The organism is Acidobacteriota bacterium (assembly GCA_033549365.1).
Taxonomy (GTDB): Bacteria; Acidobacteriota; Aminicenantia; order Aminicenantales; family Saccharicenantaceae; genus JAWSUF01.
The window spans coordinates 122,926-140,068 of record JAWSUF010000005.1; the positions used below are offsets into that span (position 1 = coordinate 122,926).

Sequence of the window (17,143 nt, forward strand, 5' to 3'; positions counted from 1 at the left end):
ACCGGCTCAGGCTGCGCTTTTGACCATCCCCGCGATATGGGCGAAGGTGCCGGGAGCGTTGACGGCGAGCTCGGCCAGGATTTTTCGATCGAGCTCGATTTTCAATGTCTTCAATCCGCGGATAAACAGGCTGTAGGACAGGCCATTGGCTTCAGCGGCCGCTTTGACCCGGATGATCCACAGCCTGCGGAAGTCTCCCTTGCGCGCCCGGCGATCCCGGTAGGCATATTGAAGGCCTTTTTCCACGGTTTCCTTGGCCGTGTGGTAATTTCGGCTCTTGGCGCCCCAATAGCCCTTGGCCTGTTTCAGGATTTTCACTCTCCTGTTCTTTTTTCTCGGGCCTCTTTTAACTCTTGGCATCGTGATCTCCTTAAACGCGCCGGCGGATGTTCCACCGCATTCCGGCGGCGGACCGGCGCCGTCCGCTCGTGAATTCTAGAAATCGTAGGGAAGCATGTCCTTGACGGCGGACATATCGGCCGAACTGATGACGGATTTCCGGCCAAGCTTCCTCTTCCGCTTGGACGATTTTTTGGTCAGAATGTGGCTTTTATTCGCCTTTTTGTGAAGAACCTTCTTTTTCGCTGTGACCTTCAGCCGCTTTTGAGCGCCCTTGTGGGTTTTTTGTTTTGGCATCTTTTCCTCCGGTTGCCGTCTTGATTGGGACGACGAGGGCCGAAACCATCCAATCCTGCCGGCGTGTCGAGCCGTCCTGAGCGGCGATATCCCGAATGTCGTCAATGACCCGGCCGAGAATCTGGTGGCCCAGTTCGGGTTTGGAGCGTTCCCGTCCCCTGAGCATGATGGTGATCTTGACCTTGTTTCCCTCGCCGAGGAATCTTTTGACATGCCGCATCTTGAAATCGTAGTCGTGGATGCTGATTTTCGGACGAAACTTGACTTCCTTCACCTGAATCTGCTTCTGGTGTTTTTTGGCTTCCTGTTCCCGCTTGTGTTCTTCATAGATGAACTTGCCGTAATCCATGATTCGACAGACCGGGGGGTCGGCCAGGGGAGCGATCTCGACCAGATCGAATCCCTGCTCCCGGGCGATCTCCAAGGCCCGGGTGAGAGGCAAAATCCCGAGCTGCTTTTTTTCGCTGTCGATCACACGGATCTCGTTGGCCCGGATCATCTGGTTGATGCGATGGGCTTTCGCTTTCTGCGTCGCAGGCTGGAAAAGGTGTCGTCTGAAAATGTTCGGCCTCCTCGTTTTATTTTAAAAATCTATCGATCTGGAGCGCTTGTGTTCTGTCGAGCTCCAGGGTTTCCGCGATGAAATCGTCGACCGCGACTTCGCCGATATCGCCGCGTGTCCGAATCCTCAGGGACGCCGTTCCGCGCTCGGCCTCCCGGTCTCCGACGACAAGGATGAGCGGGATCTTTTTGACTTCGGCTTCCCGGATTTTCTTGCCGGTTTTTTCCCGGCTCAGATCGAGGCGCGACCTCAGCCCGGCCGCCCTCAGTTTCTCGTCGAGCCGGCGGGCATAGTCCTCATGTCTTTCGGCGATGGGCAGAATGATCGCCTGGACGGGCGCCAGCCAAACCGGGAAGGCCCCGTTGTAATGCTCGATCAGGATGCCGAAAAATCTCTCCAGCGAGCCGAGAAGGGCGCGATGAACCATGTAAGGCCGATGCGTCCGGCCGTCTTCCCCGACATAGGACATGTCGAAACGGTCGGGATTGTTGAAGTCGAACTGGATGGTCGTGCACTGCCAGAGGCGCCCGATGGCGTCCTTGACCTTGATGTCGATCTTGGGACCGTAGAAGACGGCTTCCCCTTCCATGCGCTTGAACTTGAGTCCGCGTGTTTCCAGCGCCTTGAGAAGCGAGGCTTCGGCCCGGCACCACATGTCGTCGGGGCCGCAGTACTTTCCGCAATTGAGCGGATCGCGGACGGACAACTCGATGGCATTGTCCGTAAATCCGAAGGCAGCCAGGATCGATATCGAGAAATCCAGAACCCTGAGGATTTCGTCTTCGATCTGGTCCGGCGTGCAGATGATATGCGCGTCGTCCTGGGTGAATCCCCGGACCCGGAGCAGGCCGTGCAGGGTTCCGCTGCGCTCATACCGGTAGACGGTTCCGAGTTCGGCCCAGCGGAGAGGCAGATCCCGGTAAGAGTGAAGCCGGCTTTTGTAGATCAGGACATGAAACGGGCAATTCATGGGTTTGATGTAGTAATTCTGCCCATCGATATCCATGGGGGCGTACATCGCGTCCTTGTAGAAATCCAGATGGCCCGAGGTTTTCCAGAGATTTTCTCTTCCGATATGGGGGCTGTAGAGAAGATCGTAGCCGCCGTCCCGGTGTCTTTTCCGCCAGTATTGCTCGATGACCTCCCGGATTCGGGCTCCCTGAGGATGCCAGAGAATGAGCCCGCTGCCGAGATCCTCGTTCAAGCTGAACAATTCCAGGTCCTGGCCGAGACGGCGATGATCGCGCTTCTTCGCTTCCTCAAGAAACGCGAGGTGAGCCTCCAAATCGGGCGCCGTGAAGAAGGCCGTCCCGTAGATCCTCTGAAGCTGGAGTCCCTTTTCGTCGCCCTTCCAGTAGGCCCCGGAAACGGATAACAATTTCACATGGGCGAGCGGTCCGGTGGACAGGATGTGCGGACCCAGGCAGAAGTCGATAAACGGACCCTGGCGATAACAGGAAACCTCTTCGCCGCCTTTTTCCCGGACGAGTTCGGCCTTGAGATTCTGCCCCATGTCCCGGAACAGGCGGACGGCTTCGGCCTTGGGAAGAATGATGCGCTCGATGGGCTGATCCTCAGCCGCGATGGCCTTCATCCGGTTTTCGATGGCCTCCAGGTCCTCGATGGAAAACGGAGTTTCCCGGTGAAAATCGTAATAGTACCCGGTCTCGACGGCCGGTCCGATCCCGATTTCCGTTCCGGGAAAAAGCTCGGTCACGGCATGAGCGAGAAGATGGGCCGCGCTGTGGCGGAGAACTTCGAGGGCGTCGAGGTCCTCACAGGTCAGAAAGGTGATGTCGGCATCCGGATCGACCCGGGATCGGAGATCAAGAATATCGCCGTTGATCCGGGCGGCAACCGCAGGACAGGGAAGTCGGAGTCCGGCGGCGATTTCGGACAGACGGGAACCTTGACTCGCCTGAAGAGACGAGGAATCCGCTTTTTCTTCGACTGAATCTTTTGTCATGGGTACTCAAGCCCGAATCAATAGGGCCATCCGTTCAAAATAACGTCTTAAACATCATGTTATCAAGACGGGTTCCGCCTCGTGGTAGGCGCGGAGGGAATTGAACCCACGGCCTCTTCCGTGTCAAGGAAGCGCTCTCCCACTGAGCTACGCGCCTATCCTTTGCTTTTTAAAGCCTTTATATATTAGGCAAATCACCAGGCAGTGTCAACATGAATTATCGGGTGGGCGCTTGACCCCGCCCGGGAGATGTGTTAGCTAATCGGCAGGTTATGGACTCCGAAAAACCCCGCCGCCGCAGGACGATCCGCACCTTCGCCGCCGCTTCCTTTTTCAACGACATGGGCTCGGACATGATCGCGCCCATCTGGCCTCTCTTCGTCACGCAGATCTTGAAAGCCAACATGACCGCTCTCGGTTTTCTCGACGGTCTGGGTGAGGCTGTGGTGTCCCTGTCGCAGGCCGGATCGGGCTACCTGTCCGATAAATGGAGAAAGCGCAAGATCTTCATCTGGACGGGGTATCTTTGCGGCGCTCTCTCGCGTTTTGGCTATGCCGTCTCGGCGGTCTGGACACATCTCATCCCCTTCCGGATTCTGGATCGTGCGGGCAAGATCCGCGGCGCCCCCCGCGACGCCGTCGTCGCCGACATTTCGACCCGCGCCGACCGCGGACGCCACTTCGGTCTTCTCCGGGCCATGGACCATCTCGGCGCGGTCTGCGGCATTCTTCTCTGTGCCTTTCTGTTCAATATTTTGGGTTTTCGCCTTCTCTTCGCTCTGGCCGCCGTTCCCTCGCTGGCCGGAGTGTTCCTCATCCTCAGAAACATCCAAGAGCCCGCAAAATCGGACGCTCGCGCCTTCAAAGGGCTTTCTTTCCGGGATATCGGACGCAATCTCCGCCTTTATGTCGCTTTGAACGCGGTTTTCGCACTGGGGGCCTTTTCGTATTCCTTTCTACTTGTTTTGGCTCGAACCTCGGGAGTCGGGGATTCCAAGCTTCCCTTTCTTTACCTGATCTTCGCCATCACGGCCGCCGCCCTGTCATGGCCATTCGGCCGGCTGGCGGATAAAGTCGGCCGGAAGCCCGTTCTTTTTGCAGCCTTGGCGCTCTGGGGATGTGTCTGTGTCGGGGCTATAACCGGCGCCGGGAAGGCTTTGATTGTCATCCCGATTTTCATCCTCTTCGGGGCCCACAAAGCGGCCCTTGAACCCGCTCAGAAGACATTGGCGGCCGAGCTGGCCCCCCTCGACTATAGGGCCAGCGTTCTGGGCGCCTTTCAAATGGTCATCGGACTCAGCGCGCTGCCCGCCTCTCTGGCCGCGGGAATTCTCTGGGATCGGATTGCACTCTGGGCACCCTTCAGCCTGTCTCTTGTTCTGACGGCGGCCGCCGCGATCCTTCTGATATTCGTCCGGGAGTCGCCGCGGCTTCCGTCTTCGGAATCGGACTAAAGAGGGATGATTTCGGCGATCCGCCTTTCAGGATCGAACAGCGCCACGGTGCCGATGCCGTTGACCCATCCGCAGGTTTCTCCGGGATTGACGATCATGCGGTTGTCTTCCTTGCGGACCTCGGCTTTGTGAGTATGTCCGCAGACATGGAGATCCCATGCCGTTCGCGGCTCCGTTGTCAGGCGGGAATCTTCGATATGGGTGACAAGAATGGTCAGCCCGGCATGCTCGAAACTCCAAGGGCCCTCGCGGATCTCTCCGAAGGCCTGGAAGGCCCGGACAAGTCCCGCCCGTTCGCCGTCGCAATTTCCGAAGACCGCGTTAACCGGGCAGCCCGTTTCAGCAAGTTCCGCCGCCGCGAAAGGAGCGACAATATCCCCGGCATGAACGACCAGGTTGCATTCCGCGCTTCGGAAAACGGACACCGCCCTCCGGATCATGGTCAGATTATCGTGGGAATCCGAAAGGATGCCGATCATTTTCGCACCTTGGTTTCTCAATACGCCTCTCTGGTATTTTACACGATCCCGCCGGACGGGCCAAACCCGCTTCGTCGGCTTCCGCTTTTCGGGCTCGGGGGAATCCCTTCACAAGACATGTCCGAGCCCCGGGGCCGGGGTTGTGCGCGAGTCGAGATTGCCGCAGCGATGAGCCCCGGACTGCGCAGGCGTAGTTGAACTACGTCGAGCAGGCCGGGACGAAATCGATGTGGTGAGATCGGCTCGCCCGAAGGGGAAAAAGCGCCGTATAGGAAGAGAAAATAAAACTCGGCGCTTTTTCCGCACAACCCCGGCTGTTTGCAAGAAATGCTTGTGTGTATTATACTTGATTGCCATTTTCGGCGGCTGGGCCGCTATATATATGAAAAGGAGTTACGCAATGAAACGCGTCATCATCATGGGCGCCGCGGGGCGGGATTTTCATAACTTTAATGTTTATTTCCGCGACAAGCCCGAATTCAAGGTCGTGGCTTTCACGGCCACTCAGATCCCCGATATCGATGGCCGGAAATATCCGTCCGAACTGGCCGGCAAGCTCTATCCCAAGGGCATTCCCATTTATGCCGAAGACGAACTTCCGGGATTGATCCACAAGCTCAAAGCCGACGAGGTCCACTTCGCCTACAGCGACGTGCCCCACACCTACGTCATGAACAAGGCCTCCATGGTTCTTGCGGCGGGAGCCGACTTCGTGTTGCTCGGACCCGACCATACCATGATCAAGAGCCGCAAGCCCGTCATCTCCATCTGCGCCGTCCGCACGGGATCGGGAAAAAGCCAGACCAGCCGCAGGATCGCCCTTCTGCTCAAGGCCAAGGGCCGCCGCGTGGCCGTCATCCGCCACCCCATGCCTTACGGCGACCTGATCAGCCAGAAAGTCCAGCGGTTCGCCGACTATGCGGATCTCGACCGGCACAACTGTACGATCGAGGAGCGCGAGGAATACGAACCCCATATCGACAACGGTATCGTCGTCTATGCGGGCGTCGATTACGGCGCCATCCTGAAAAAGGCCGAAAAAGAGGCCGATGTCATCCTGTGGGACGGCGGGAACAACGATTTTCCCTTTTATAAAGCCGACCTCGAAGTCGTCGTCGCCGATCCCCACCGCGCCGGACATGAACTGACTTACCACCCTGGTGAAACCAATTTCCGCCGGGCCGGTGTCATCGTCATCAACAAAATGGACACCGCGGAAAAAGAAGGCATCAACAAGATCCTCGCCAATATCAAGGCCTTCAATCCCAAAGCCGTCGTCATCAAGGCGAATTCCCCCCTGATCGTGGAAAATCACAAGGAGATCGCCGGAAAGAAGGTGCTGGTCATCGAGGACGGGCCGACCCTGACCCATGGGGAAATGCGTTTCGGCGCAGGCATTGTCGCGGCCCGGAAATACGGCGCCGCCTCGATCATCGATCCCCGTCCGTTCGCCGTCGGCAGCATCAAAAAAACCTTCGCCAAATACGGCCACCTGGATGACGTTCTTCCGGCCATGGGTTACGGAGACAAGCAGGTTCAGGAACTCGCCCGGACCATCGACCGGATCCCCTGCGACACGGTCATCAGCGCCACGCCCATCGACCTCAATCGCGTCCTGAAAGTCAACAAGAAGCTTCTGCGCGTGCGCTACGAGCTCAAAGAGATCGGATCGCCGAATCTCAAGGACGTTTTGAAACGCTTCTGATGAACAGAAAGATCGCTCTCATCGCGTTCGGCGGAAACGCTCTTCTTACGGAGACCCAGAAAGGTCTCCAGGAAGAGCAGATGAGAAACGCCAATCATGCCGCCAAGCTCATGGTCCATATCATCCGCAAAGGCTATGAGCTGATCATCGTCCACGGCAACGGACCTCAGGTCGGCAATCTCCTCATCCAGATGGAGGAAGCGTCCCATATCATTCCTCCGTATTCCCTGGACGTCTGTGACGCCATGACCGAGGGCAGCATGGGCTTCATGCTCGAAAAAAGCCTGATCAACGAATTGCGCCGCTGCTCGATGGACAAGGACGTCGCCACCCTGATCACCCAGGTCCTCGTCGACAGGAACGATCCGGCGTTTCAAAATCCCACAAAGCCCGTCGGTCCCTTTTACACGAAATACCGCGGCCAACAGCTGGCCAAGGAAAAGAAATGGACCATGATCGAAGACGCCGGACGGGGGTTCCGGAAAGTCGTTCCGTCGCCGCGGCCCATCGACATCGTCCCCAAGACCGTCATCCGCGATCTCATCCAGGCCGGCCGCATCGTCATCGCCGCCGGAGGCGGGGGCATCCCCGTCATCATCGACGGCAACGGCCTGTTCCGCGGCGTCGAGGCGGTCATCGACAAGGACTATGCCGCCGGGCTTCTGGCCCGGGAATCCGGAGCGGAGCTGTTCATCATCCTGACGGCCGTCGACAAAGTCTACCTCGATTTCGGAAAACCCGAACAAAAGGAGATCCCTGTCATGGGCGCCGCGGAAGCCCGGCGCCATCTCGAAGCCGGCCAATTCCCTCCGGGGTCCATGGGTCCCAAGATCCGGGCCGCGGTGGAATACGTGGAGGCCGGCGGCCGGGAAGTCCTCATCACCTCGGCCGCCTCACTCAAGGCCGCCCTGATCGGGCGGTCCGGCACGCGCATCGTCGCCGATTCTTAGGAGAAAACCATGAAAGACGATTTCATTTCCATTCACGACCTCAGCACGGAAGAATTTCAGGACATCATGGCCCGGACGGAAGACATGAAAAAGAATCCCGGACAATATGCCAAGGTCCTGGAAAACAAGATTCTGGCCATGATCTTTCAGAAGCCCTCTCTCCGGACCCGCATGACCTTTGAAGCCGGCATGCTCCAGCTCGGAGGGGAGGCGATCTATCTCGGCCCGTCCGACATCCAATTGGGCGACCGGGAAGGGGCTTACGACATCGGCCGCAACCTGGAACGCTGGGTGGACGGCATCATGATCAGGACATTCGCTCATTCCCTGATTCTGGACCTGGCCGAGGCAACCCGGATTCCGGTCATCAACGCTTTGACCGATCTCCTCCACCCTTGCCAGGCTATGGCCGACTTTTTCACCCTGCTGGAGAAAAAGGGACGTCTGAAAGGCGTCAGCCTGGCCTTCATCGGGGACGGCAACAACGTCTGCCACAGTCTGATGTACGCCGCCGCCAAATCCGGGGCGCGGGTTATCGCCGCGACGCCGGAAGGATACGAGCCGAATGCGGACATCGTCCGGACGGCCCGGGAAGACGCCAAGGCCACGGGCGCCGAAATCGAGCTGACTCACGACCCGAAGGCCGCCGTCCGGGACGCCGACGCCGTCTACACCGATGTCTGGGCCTCCATGGGCCGGGAATCCGAAAAGAAACAACGGGCCGCGATCTTCGCTCCCTACCAGGTCAATGCCGTTCTGATGTCGGCCGCAAAGCCGGATACCCTGTTTATGCACTGCCTGCCGGCCCATCGAGGTGAAGAGGTGACGGACGAAATCATCGATTCGCCGAACTCCGTCGTTTTCGACCAGGCCGAAAACCGGCTTCATGTCCAGAAGGTCATCATGACTCTTTTGATGGGGGGCCGCGCCTGATCGCTTCTTCATAGGAACGCCATGTCGAAGAATCCGGATCAACGCCGATGACGAAAGAAACGCAGAAACTCACTGAAATCACCGCGGACGATCTCGCTTTTGTGGAAAAGGAGCTGGCCGCCTCCTCACAGCCGCGGTCCGTCTCCGAGCTGGCCGAAAAACTGGCTTTTGCCAAAACGGCAGGTCAGCGCACCCAGGCCGTCAAAAAGTATGACCCGGAGTGCATCTATCAGGTAGGTGATCAGATCTACAAGGAATACGATGAAACCCTGTCCGTCGGCAGCAAAGCCGTCGAGCATTTTCAGGGCGCCGTGGTTCTCGAGGTGGTGTCCAAAACCTATTTCCCGAGTTTTCAATCCGAAATGATCGAGGTGGATTATCCCGGAGGCGGGATTTTCCGCAAATACCTCGAATATATGAAAAAGACCCGGACCCAGGTCCTTCTGCCGTCCAACACCGGCGGCGCCGCCCGGACGCCCGAAAACCTGGAAAGCGGAGACGATCCCCGGCTCACCGAACTGCCCATGACGGACCGGGATCTGCACAGCCTCGAAAGAAAGCTCCAGACCGCTCTCAACAAAGCTCCCGGCACATTCACCTGGAATGATCGCTGGCATCTGAAAGACAGGCAGATCGATATTCCGGATGCCGTCGTCGATTCCGTTCGGGAGGGCATCGCCAAAAACGGTGTTTCGGTTTCAACCGAGGACATTGTCAGAAAATATTTCCGGATCGAGCCTTCGAACGACCTGTTCGATCTCCACTGCATGAGCCTGGGTATCACGCTGGAAAAAAAGCACAAAAAAGACATCCTGCTCGTTTCCCCGGAGGGATGGGGCCGCTGGCATCTCAAAAAAACGCTCAAGGATATGGCCGCCGGTCGGCCGATCGCCGCCGCGGGGGCGCCGCTTCCCGAATTCGAACCCTCGGATAAAACCGGCGTCACGGCCTCCCAGGATTTTCCCGTCAAGATTTATCTGACATGGCGGGAAATTCTGTCCGGCGGCATCAAGCCACCGAAAAGCCTGGCCCGCGAACTGGCCAAATCCCGGGAATATCTCTTCACGGACCCGGAAGAGAACAAAACGTACACGCTGTATTATTACCCCGACGAAAACTTTTTTCTGGGCCTCATGCCATTTTATGAAGCCCACCACATCCCTCAGGGCGCCAGTTTGACCATCGAACGCCAGGGACCGAACAGCTTTCATTTCTGGGTCAAGAAATCCAAGAAAAAGCTCGCCGTGCCTAAGGTGGCTTTCAACGCCGAGTCCGGACATTTTGAAGATGCCGGCGAAGACATGTTCACCTTTGCACTGCCCAACAAAATCATTTTCATCGAACGCGAGACCCTGCATTGTCTTCTGCCCCTCACCGAAACCGAGAAAGATGCCGATCTCGGCCGCCTGATTCTACGCATCTACGATGACCCCCACTTGTCCACAGAAACACGCGCCCTTCATTTTCTGCGTGTCTATCATCTGGCCGACATGATCCGATCGACAACGCAGGAGGATGTCGAAACCGTTCTCCTCAATCTTCCGGAATTCGAACCCTCCGAGAAAAAGAAAGGGGTCTTTATCTTCCGCCGACCGATCGAGCCCGGTGAAGAAATTCCGGCCCTCGAGGATATCCCTGCGGATGTGGAAGAGTCCGTGGTCGCCAAGGAAGAAGAGCCGGCCGAAGCCGCTGCGACGCAACTCTCGGTCTATGAAGACTTGATCGAGGACATTCTTGAAGATGAGGAGGTCGCCGCTCCCGTTGAGGCGCCCAGGCGTACGCCGGAACCCCCGGCCGAAAAGAAGGATAAGCCCAAGCGCAAGAAGCCCAAGATCGAAGGTGAAAGAGCCCGGCCCACCCGCAAGAGTGAACGCCGGGTCATCACGGAAAAAATCGCTGAGGAAGAATCCGAAATTGAAGCGTTCACGGCCATCAAGCAGGCCGATGAGGATGGCCTGGAGTTACGCCCCCGGGATAAGGCGGATAAGAAAGCCGATAAGAAAGAGGACTTCAAGCCCCTGCCCAAGGAAGACGCCGGGTTCGGGTTCTTCGCCGAAAAGCTCAAGTCCGCCCTCAAGCAGACAAAGAAGGACGAGGCGGACAAGTCCGAGCCGACCGCCCCTCAAGACCAAAAAGACTGATTACAGCTGGAAGGCGTAGGAAAACTTCACCAGAAACACATTGTGCGGGTGGAGGCCGAAGAGATTCCCCATGTCGCGGCCGAATGAGAAATCCGTCTCCTGGAGCGCTCCGGTGCGGCCCTGCGACCAGACAAGATAGAGGGCGGAACCCGGCCGGTATTCCCAGCGCACGACGAGATTGGATCGAAGCTGCAGGAAACTGAAGTCCGGACGGCCGAAGCTGTAGTCCGGCATGCCGTCGCCGCTTTCGTCGACCCGGAAAAGACGGGCCGCCTCATCGTAAAGCAGTTCATTTTCGTCAAAAAGCCTGTAGCGGGCGTCGTAATCCCGGGACCGGGAGTCCGTAATCTGTTTGAAACGCGTGTATTTTCCCGATGAGGCAAAGGGCTGCCCATAGAACTGGATGGACAGGTCGGGGGTCAGGCTGTAATTGAGCCGGACGGTCATGGCCAGCGTTTTTTGTTCAATCCGCCCGAAAATGGCGCGGGGCTCTCCGGCGGAATTTCTGGTGGCGATATATTGGAGCTCATTGAAATTTTCCGAGTACGTCGGCAAAAGCCAGAGATTGAGGGCTTTGGTCGGATTGAAGATGACGCCGCCCTGGAGCGAGAAACTCCGGGTTTCTCCATTGTCCCGTCGAAACGAGCTGCCATTGAAGGTCAAACGAACTTTACGCCTCATGTCCGTCTGGATACTCGCCCAGAGATTATTGGCGCCGGGAACGCGGAGAGCCGGTCCGCCGCGAAGAGCGCTGGCTTGAAGAGATTCGAAATTGCGGTTGATTCCCAGCCAGGCGGACCAGTGGTTCTTGAACTGGCCTCCGAAATTGACATTCCCCCCGTCGAAGATGTTTTCCCCGGAGAAGTTCCAGCCCCGCCATTGATTGACGCTGATGTTGAAGCTGCGGAAGAAGAAGAACGGTTCGGTGATCCGATAACCCAACCAGAAAAACTGCATGATGCTGTCGGCGCCGCGGAGAAAGCCCATGTCGTTGAGCTCAAGCCCGGGAGATCGCCAGGTGACGCCTGTGCTCGCTTGGATCCGGCCGCCGCCCATTTTTTGAATCACAAACGTCCCGCCATGTCCGGCAAGCGAGGTGCGATTCGGATCGAGTTCGACGTGAGAGGCGTCGGGTCTCTGGAAATAGCGGAGAGGGGAGGTCTGTGTCCGGAGCAGGGCTTCCGGCGTGCCGTGAACCCAGGAGAAGACGGAGTTGAAGGAAAGGGCATAAGCCCTGTTCTTCCAGCTGTGATAGGCATCGATCCCGCCGGTATAGGCCTGGTCATGAAGAAAACTGAGATTCTCGTTCCGGATGTCGCGGTTGACGGCCGTCGCCATGAAACCGACGGATGATTTCCCCTCCCGGAAATCCTGCTGGAGCCGGAGACCCAGGTAGTTCGTCAGGGGTTCAACAGTCTGTTCGAATAGATTCCCGCTCCTGAATATCGTTGCCCTTTCCTGGGATGTCACGCTTTCGATGATGCCGATGGACAGACCCCGCCGGGTTTTTCCCGTGAGCTTGAAAGCGCCCAGGATCGAGGCGGCCTCGGGCATCTCGACGTAACCGCCGGGACCGGCCTGGGGATAGAATTGAGGGGCCCGCCCGACACGGCGCGTATAGAACAGGTTGTCGCTCGAAAAATCGCCGTCGCCGCCCATCAATTGAAAGGACAGGATATTCCGGCCCTCGACAAAGAACGGTCTTTTTTCCTGGTAATACGTTTCAAAAGCCGTCAGATTCACCACGGACGGATCGGCCTCGACCTGCCCGAAGTCGGGATAGACCGTGAAGTTCAGCGTCAGATCGCTCGTCACGCCGATTTTGCCGTCCAGGCCGCCGTAAAACGAGGAATCGCGTCCTGTCGCAAAAGGATTGCCGTCGACTTTCCGGTAGGTCTGGTGTTTCCCGACGGCATAAGGGAAGAGCTCGACCTGACGGGGGGGACGCAGCCCTTTCAATCCATGAAGTTCGCCGAAGCCGTTGACCCAGCCTGAGGCGTTTCGCGGGATGAACTGCCACAGCGACCGTTCGTCATTCCTGAAGACGTTCCGCGCAACCTGGAGGCCCCAGATCTGCTCCTCCTTCGTTCCGAACCGGAGCTGGGAAAAGGGAATTCTCATCTCCGCCGTCCAACCTTCGGCATCCATCGCCGTCCGGACTTCCCAGATCGGATCCCAACTGTGATCCTCGCTCTGACCGTCGTTCGACATCAGCGAGTCGACCTTGACCCCGGCGGCGTTCACCGTGAAATTGAAGGCCGTCCGCCTGTCGAAGTAACTGTCGAAAGCCACGGAGACCCAGTCGCCGTCGAGGATATCGCGGCGGCTGATGCGGCGTTCGATTTTCCCGGGCTCCGTGTCGAAGGCCCGGATGGCGATATAGAGGTTTTTATCGTCATAAAGGATCTTGAAGGCCGTGCGTTGGGACGGCGGTTTCCCCTCATAGGGCTTCCACTGGATAAAATCCGTCTGCCATTCCACTTTCTCCCAGGCCGGGTCATTCGGAATCCCATCGATGACGGGCGGATGGGGGTTGACGTGGCGTGTGGTGTAGATTTTTCTGTCCGTGTCGGCCGCAACAAGAACCGACGTCAGGATGATCGCCGCGGCGATAAAAAAAGGGGCTCGTCTCATGGCGTCCTCTCTTCCAGGTGTTTTCGCATTCATGAGATAAGACTCCCCAACCCCCAAAAAGGTTGATGCGCCCCGCGGAATCCTCACAGTTCCTTCAGCCCGGCCTGTTCACGAGTCGAGACGACTCGCACGAACTTATCAGGCGGAGCCCAGATGGAAGGGGCTGTGCGCGAGCCGAGGTTGCCGTAGCGATGAGGAGCGGACTGCGCAGGCGTAGTTTGAACTACGTCGAGCAGGCCGCGACGATATCGATGCGGTAAGATCGGTTCGTCCGTAGGGGGAAAAGCGCCGGAATTATGGGAGAAGGAAAAGACCCGGCGCTTTTTCCGTACAGCCCCTTCAGCCCGGCCTGTTCACGAGTCGAGACGACTGCAGATGCAAGGCGCGGAGGGTGAAGCTGTACTCTTTGGTACCGCGAACCCTTCGCAACGCCGCAGATGCGGTCGGATCGGCTTGCCCGGAGGGTCAAAATGCCGGCTTTATTAATAGGAAATGCTGTCAGGCAACGATGGGCACATGAAACGCGACGGCATTTTGATGAAAAGGCCGGGCTAAAGGAGGTGGCGGGTGTTTCCGGTGCGCCGCGTAACCCCGATGCGATCCAGAAGTTCCAGCAGGGGGATGGCGTATTTCCGGCTGAGACCCGTCAATTCCTTGAAGTCGGCGACGGTGATTTCCCGGCGGCCGGATTTTTTCAGCCGCTCGGTCAGTTCATCCAGCCAACGGGCGTGAACATAAAACCCGTCGAACCCTTCGACGATTTTTTTTCGCTCGACGAGAACGGACATCAGGAAATCCAGACGCGCATCCCCGATCCGAAACGTCCTCCGGATCTCCTCGCGGGCGGCGGGATCGAATTCGCCGCGGAAGGCCGTCTTTTCCAATTCCCGAAGGATGCGCTCCTCCTCCGGCGTCAGGGCCATTTCGAATCCGGCCAGAGCGACTCCGCCGGGAACATTCACGATCTTGCCCTCTTTCCTCAGCCACCCCAGAGCCAACCGAAGCACCAGGCGGGACAACTTGAATCTGTCGCGGATCTTTTCGGGATCGAGTCCGCGAAGCCCGGGGTTGTCCCCGTGAAAGCGGGAAAGGAACGTCTCGATTCTCCGGCAGAGAAACTCGAAGGCGGGCTGAGAGATGACATGAAGCGGTTCAAACGACAAAATTCGAATGAGTCCCCGGCTCTCGATTTCAAGCGCCGCCGCCTGGCGTTTTTCCGGTCCGAGCCGGGTCATGCCGGCCCATTCTTCATCGTTCAGACCGCGGATGCCCTTTTCCTCAGCCAGCGCCTGAAGCATCTGAGCGGCATCTCCGGCCAGAAGCCGGAGCAGAGGAAGTTTTTTTTCAATATCGGCTTTTTTGAATTCGGGTGGAAAAGGATGCAGGACGGCGCCGCTTCCCAAATGATTTCTTCCGGCATCCTCAATTTCAAAGGCGTCCCCCCAAGCCGTTGTGACCGGCGGCGACACGGCAACCTGAACGAAAACAGACCCTTTCGAGGCGGGACCATAGACGGCGAGCTCGGCCCGAATTCTTTTGCCTCCGATCCGAATCGCCGCAACCTCTCCGCTAATGTCCATCGGAATATCGAGAAGCGCATCAAAAACCCGCGTCGGTTTCATCATAGATCCTCCGGCTCATCGGCCAATCCGAATTCCATGCGGCGCAGAACGGGATCACACGCCAGAAGAGAGACCCGGATTTTCCGGCCGACCTGGAAGATCACGCCCCCTCTCCGGCCCTTGAGCGTCCGGGAATCCTGCCGGCGGTAATAATCCCCTCCCAAAGCCGAGAAGGGCATGAGTCCGTCCACAAAATAATCCTCAAGCTCAACAACCAGTCCCGCCCGATTGATGTCCACGATAATCCCGTTGAATTCATCGCCCAGGCGGGTCTTGAGAAACCGGAGGATCCTCCACTGAAGCAGAGTCTTCTCCGCTTCGGCGGCTGTGCGCTCTCTTTCCGAACAGTGAAGCGCCCACACGTCCAGAGGGAGCTTTTCCGGCTTTTTTCCGGCCAGGGCCCGCTTCATGATGCGGTGCACGACAAGGTCGGGATACCTCCTGATGGGCGAGGTGAAATGCGCATATTCGGAAAGGGCCAACCCGAAATGACCGCTGTTTTTTTCTGAATAAACGGCCGGCTTCATCGCCCGCAGAACCTGAACACCGATGAATTTTTCCTCGGGCCGGCCCCGGAACCTGTCCAAAACGGCCTGCAGGCTGCCGGAGGTCGCCGTTTCGGCGGCGGGCAAAGACACACTGAATCCCGAAAGCAGTTCTCTAAGCTTCTCCAGGCTCTCCGGAGCCGGCGCCGGATGAACCCGATAGAGAAGAGAATATCCCTTTTCCGAGAGAAAAGATGCCGCGGCCACGTTCGCGGCGATCATGAATTCCTCAATGAGTCGATGGGCCTCGTTCCGTTCGGCCGCGGCAACAGCCTGGAGCACCCCGCCGCGGTAAATCAGCTCGGGCTCATCGAGATCGAAATCCAGGCTGCCGTTTTCCCGGCGCCGATCCCTCATTTTCCGGGCCAGGTCGCGCATGGCGAGAAGATGGGGGACGATGTCTCCAAGCCTTGAGGATTCCGCCTCATCGCCGTCGAAAACGGCTGCGACGGCCGTATATGTCAGGCGGGCGGACGTCCGGATCAATGAGGCGCAAAACTCGGTTCGACCCACACGACCGTTTTCATCGATTTCCATGAGCGCGCTCAGAGCCGGCCGGACCCGTCGGGGCCGCAGGGAACAGAGATCGTTGGACAACTTTTCAGGTAGCATGGGAAGCGTCGAATCCGGAAAATAGACGCTTGTCCCCCGCCGGAAAGCCTCCCGGTCCAAAGCCGTCCCCGTTCCGACATAGAAAGAGACGTCGGCGATATGAATCCCCAGAAGACAACCCCCGCCTTCCCGGGGAGTCCAACTGACGGCATCATCGAAATCCCTGGCATCCTCCCCATCGATGGTCACGGTCATCCAATTCGTGAAATCTCTTCGGGTCTTTCCGTCGGCGACGGGGGGATCGCTTCGCGCGGATTCGCTTTCCCCGACGACATCGGCGGGAAATGCGGCGGGCAGATCGAACTTGCGGATGACGGTTTCCGTGTCGACGCCCGGATCATCGGGCCGGCCGAGAACCTCCGTAATTTTCAGCGAGGCTCGGTCGGCTTCGATGATCATCCCCTCTTCGGGCTTCAATCCGCCTTTGGATTTGAGCGGGATTTCCTCGGAAGAGGCGCTGTCGAAGGCGGAAAGATAGGGGAATCCCTGCTTTTCCCGATAAATTCCGAGAAGCGTTTTTCGCGTTTTTCGCGCGATTTTCACAATGCGCCCTTCGGGCTTTCCCCGTCGCCCCGCCTCGCGGCGGACGACCTCGACGATGTCGCCGGTGACGGCCGCGGCGGCGAACCGGGCGGGAATGAAGATGTCGCCGCCGCCGTCCTCCGGCGCAACAAAACCGAATCCCCGCGGCCCGGCGGAGAAAACCCCGCGCACGACGGCCGCCCGGGGGACGGGGAGATAGAGCCGCCCTCGGCGGCGGAGGGATTTTTCCCTTTCCATGACGGCCAGGGACTCCCGCAGAGCGTTTTTTTCCCGCCTCTTCAAGCGGAGCCCGTCCAGGATGTCCTGGAACTCGAGCCCGGCGGGATTCTTTTCGAGAAGCGTCAGAATGCGTTTTTCCATC

At 58.1% G+C, this 17,143-nt stretch carries 13 protein-coding genes and 1 tRNA gene; 5 read left to right on the top strand and 9 right to left on the bottom strand.

The annotated features are described in order from the left end of the window. Positions 1–6: 6 nt before the first annotated feature. The 5 genes from rplT to SCM96_09145 all read right to left on the bottom strand — a co-directional run bounded on the left by rplT (position 7) and on the right by SCM96_09145 (position 3,321). Entirely contained in the window at positions 7–360 is a 354-nt protein-coding gene (gene rplT, locus SCM96_09125; GenBank protein MDW7760786.1) for a 50S ribosomal protein L20, read from the bottom strand. Between the two features lie 75 nt (positions 361–435). After that, positions 436–636, bottom strand: coding sequence for a 50S ribosomal protein L35 (gene rpmI, locus SCM96_09130; GenBank protein ID MDW7760787.1), 201 nt, complete (start codon positions 634–636; stop codon positions 436–438). Then, positions 551–1,198 (bottom strand): translation initiation factor IF-3, encoded by a 648-nt coding sequence (gene infC / locus SCM96_09135; GenBank protein ID MDW7760788.1) that lies wholly within the window; start codon positions 1,196–1,198, stop codon positions 551–553. The genes rpmI and infC overlap by 86 nt, the downstream gene beginning before the upstream one ends. 16 nt (positions 1,199–1,214) lie before the next feature. Then, positions 1,215–3,164: a threonine--tRNA ligase gene (thrS, locus tag SCM96_09140; GenBank protein ID MDW7760789.1), complete on the bottom strand. Its 1,950-nt coding sequence runs from the start codon at positions 3,162–3,164 to the stop codon at positions 1,215–1,217. Positions 3,165–3,246: 82 nt separating this feature from the next. Further along, positions 3,247–3,321, bottom strand: a tRNA-Val gene (locus tag SCM96_09145). Between the two features lie 115 nt (positions 3,322–3,436). On the opposite strand from SCM96_09145, the gene SCM96_09150 reads away from it, so the two are divergent. Then, a complete protein-coding gene (locus SCM96_09150) occupies positions 3,437–4,618 on the top strand; it encodes an MFS transporter (GenBank protein ID MDW7760790.1) in 1,182 nt (393 codons plus the stop codon). On the opposite strand, the gene SCM96_09155 is transcribed toward SCM96_09150, so the two are convergent. Further along, the gene (locus SCM96_09155) at positions 4,615–5,097 is read right to left on the bottom strand and encodes a metallophosphoesterase (protein ID MDW7760791.1); all 483 of its coding nucleotides are present in this window, start codon (positions 5,095–5,097) and stop codon (positions 4,615–4,617) included. The genes SCM96_09150 and SCM96_09155 overlap by 4 nt on opposite strands. 400 nt (positions 5,098–5,497) lie before the next feature. Here SCM96_09155 and SCM96_09160 point away from each other — a divergent pair, with 400 nt between their 5' ends. The 4 genes from SCM96_09160 to SCM96_09175 are packed head-to-tail and all read left to right on the top strand — an operon-like array spanning position 5,498 to position 10,826. Beyond that, positions 5,498–6,802: a cyclic 2,3-diphosphoglycerate synthase gene (locus SCM96_09160; GenBank protein ID MDW7760792.1), complete on the top strand. Its 1,305-nt coding sequence runs from the start codon at positions 5,498–5,500 to the stop codon at positions 6,800–6,802. Next, complete coding sequence (gene arcC, locus SCM96_09165) at positions 6,802–7,752, top strand: carbamate kinase (protein MDW7760793.1); 951 nt, start codon at positions 6,802–6,804, stop codon at positions 7,750–7,752. Before SCM96_09160 ends, arcC begins: the two co-directional genes overlap by 1 nt. A gap of 9 nt (positions 7,753–7,761) precedes the next feature. After that, on the top strand, positions 7,762–8,685 hold the full coding sequence (gene argF, locus SCM96_09170; GenBank protein ID MDW7760794.1) for an ornithine carbamoyltransferase: 924 nt from the start codon (positions 7,762–7,764) through the stop codon (positions 8,683–8,685). Positions 8,686–8,732: 47 nt separating this feature from the next. After that, positions 8,733–10,826: a hypothetical protein gene (locus tag SCM96_09175; protein ID MDW7760795.1), complete on the top strand. Its 2,094-nt coding sequence runs from the start codon at positions 8,733–8,735 to the stop codon at positions 10,824–10,826. Here SCM96_09175 and SCM96_09180 read toward each other — a convergent pair whose 3' ends face one another. The 3 genes from SCM96_09180 to rnr form a co-directional block, all read right to left on the bottom strand. Then, on the bottom strand, positions 10,827–13,460 hold the full coding sequence (locus SCM96_09180; GenBank protein MDW7760796.1) for a DUF5916 domain-containing protein: 2,634 nt from the start codon (positions 13,458–13,460) through the stop codon (positions 10,827–10,829). It lies immediately after the preceding gene. Positions 13,461–14,011: 551 nt separating this feature from the next. Continuing rightward, complete coding sequence (locus SCM96_09185) at positions 14,012–15,085, bottom strand: SelB C-terminal domain-containing protein (protein ID MDW7760797.1); 1,074 nt, start codon at positions 15,083–15,085, stop codon at positions 14,012–14,014. Beyond that, positions 15,082–17,142, bottom strand: coding sequence for a ribonuclease R (rnr, locus tag SCM96_09190; GenBank protein MDW7760798.1), 2,061 nt, complete (start codon positions 17,140–17,142; stop codon positions 15,082–15,084). The genes SCM96_09185 and rnr overlap by 4 nt, the downstream gene beginning before the upstream one ends. Position 17,143 lies beyond the last annotated feature (1 nt).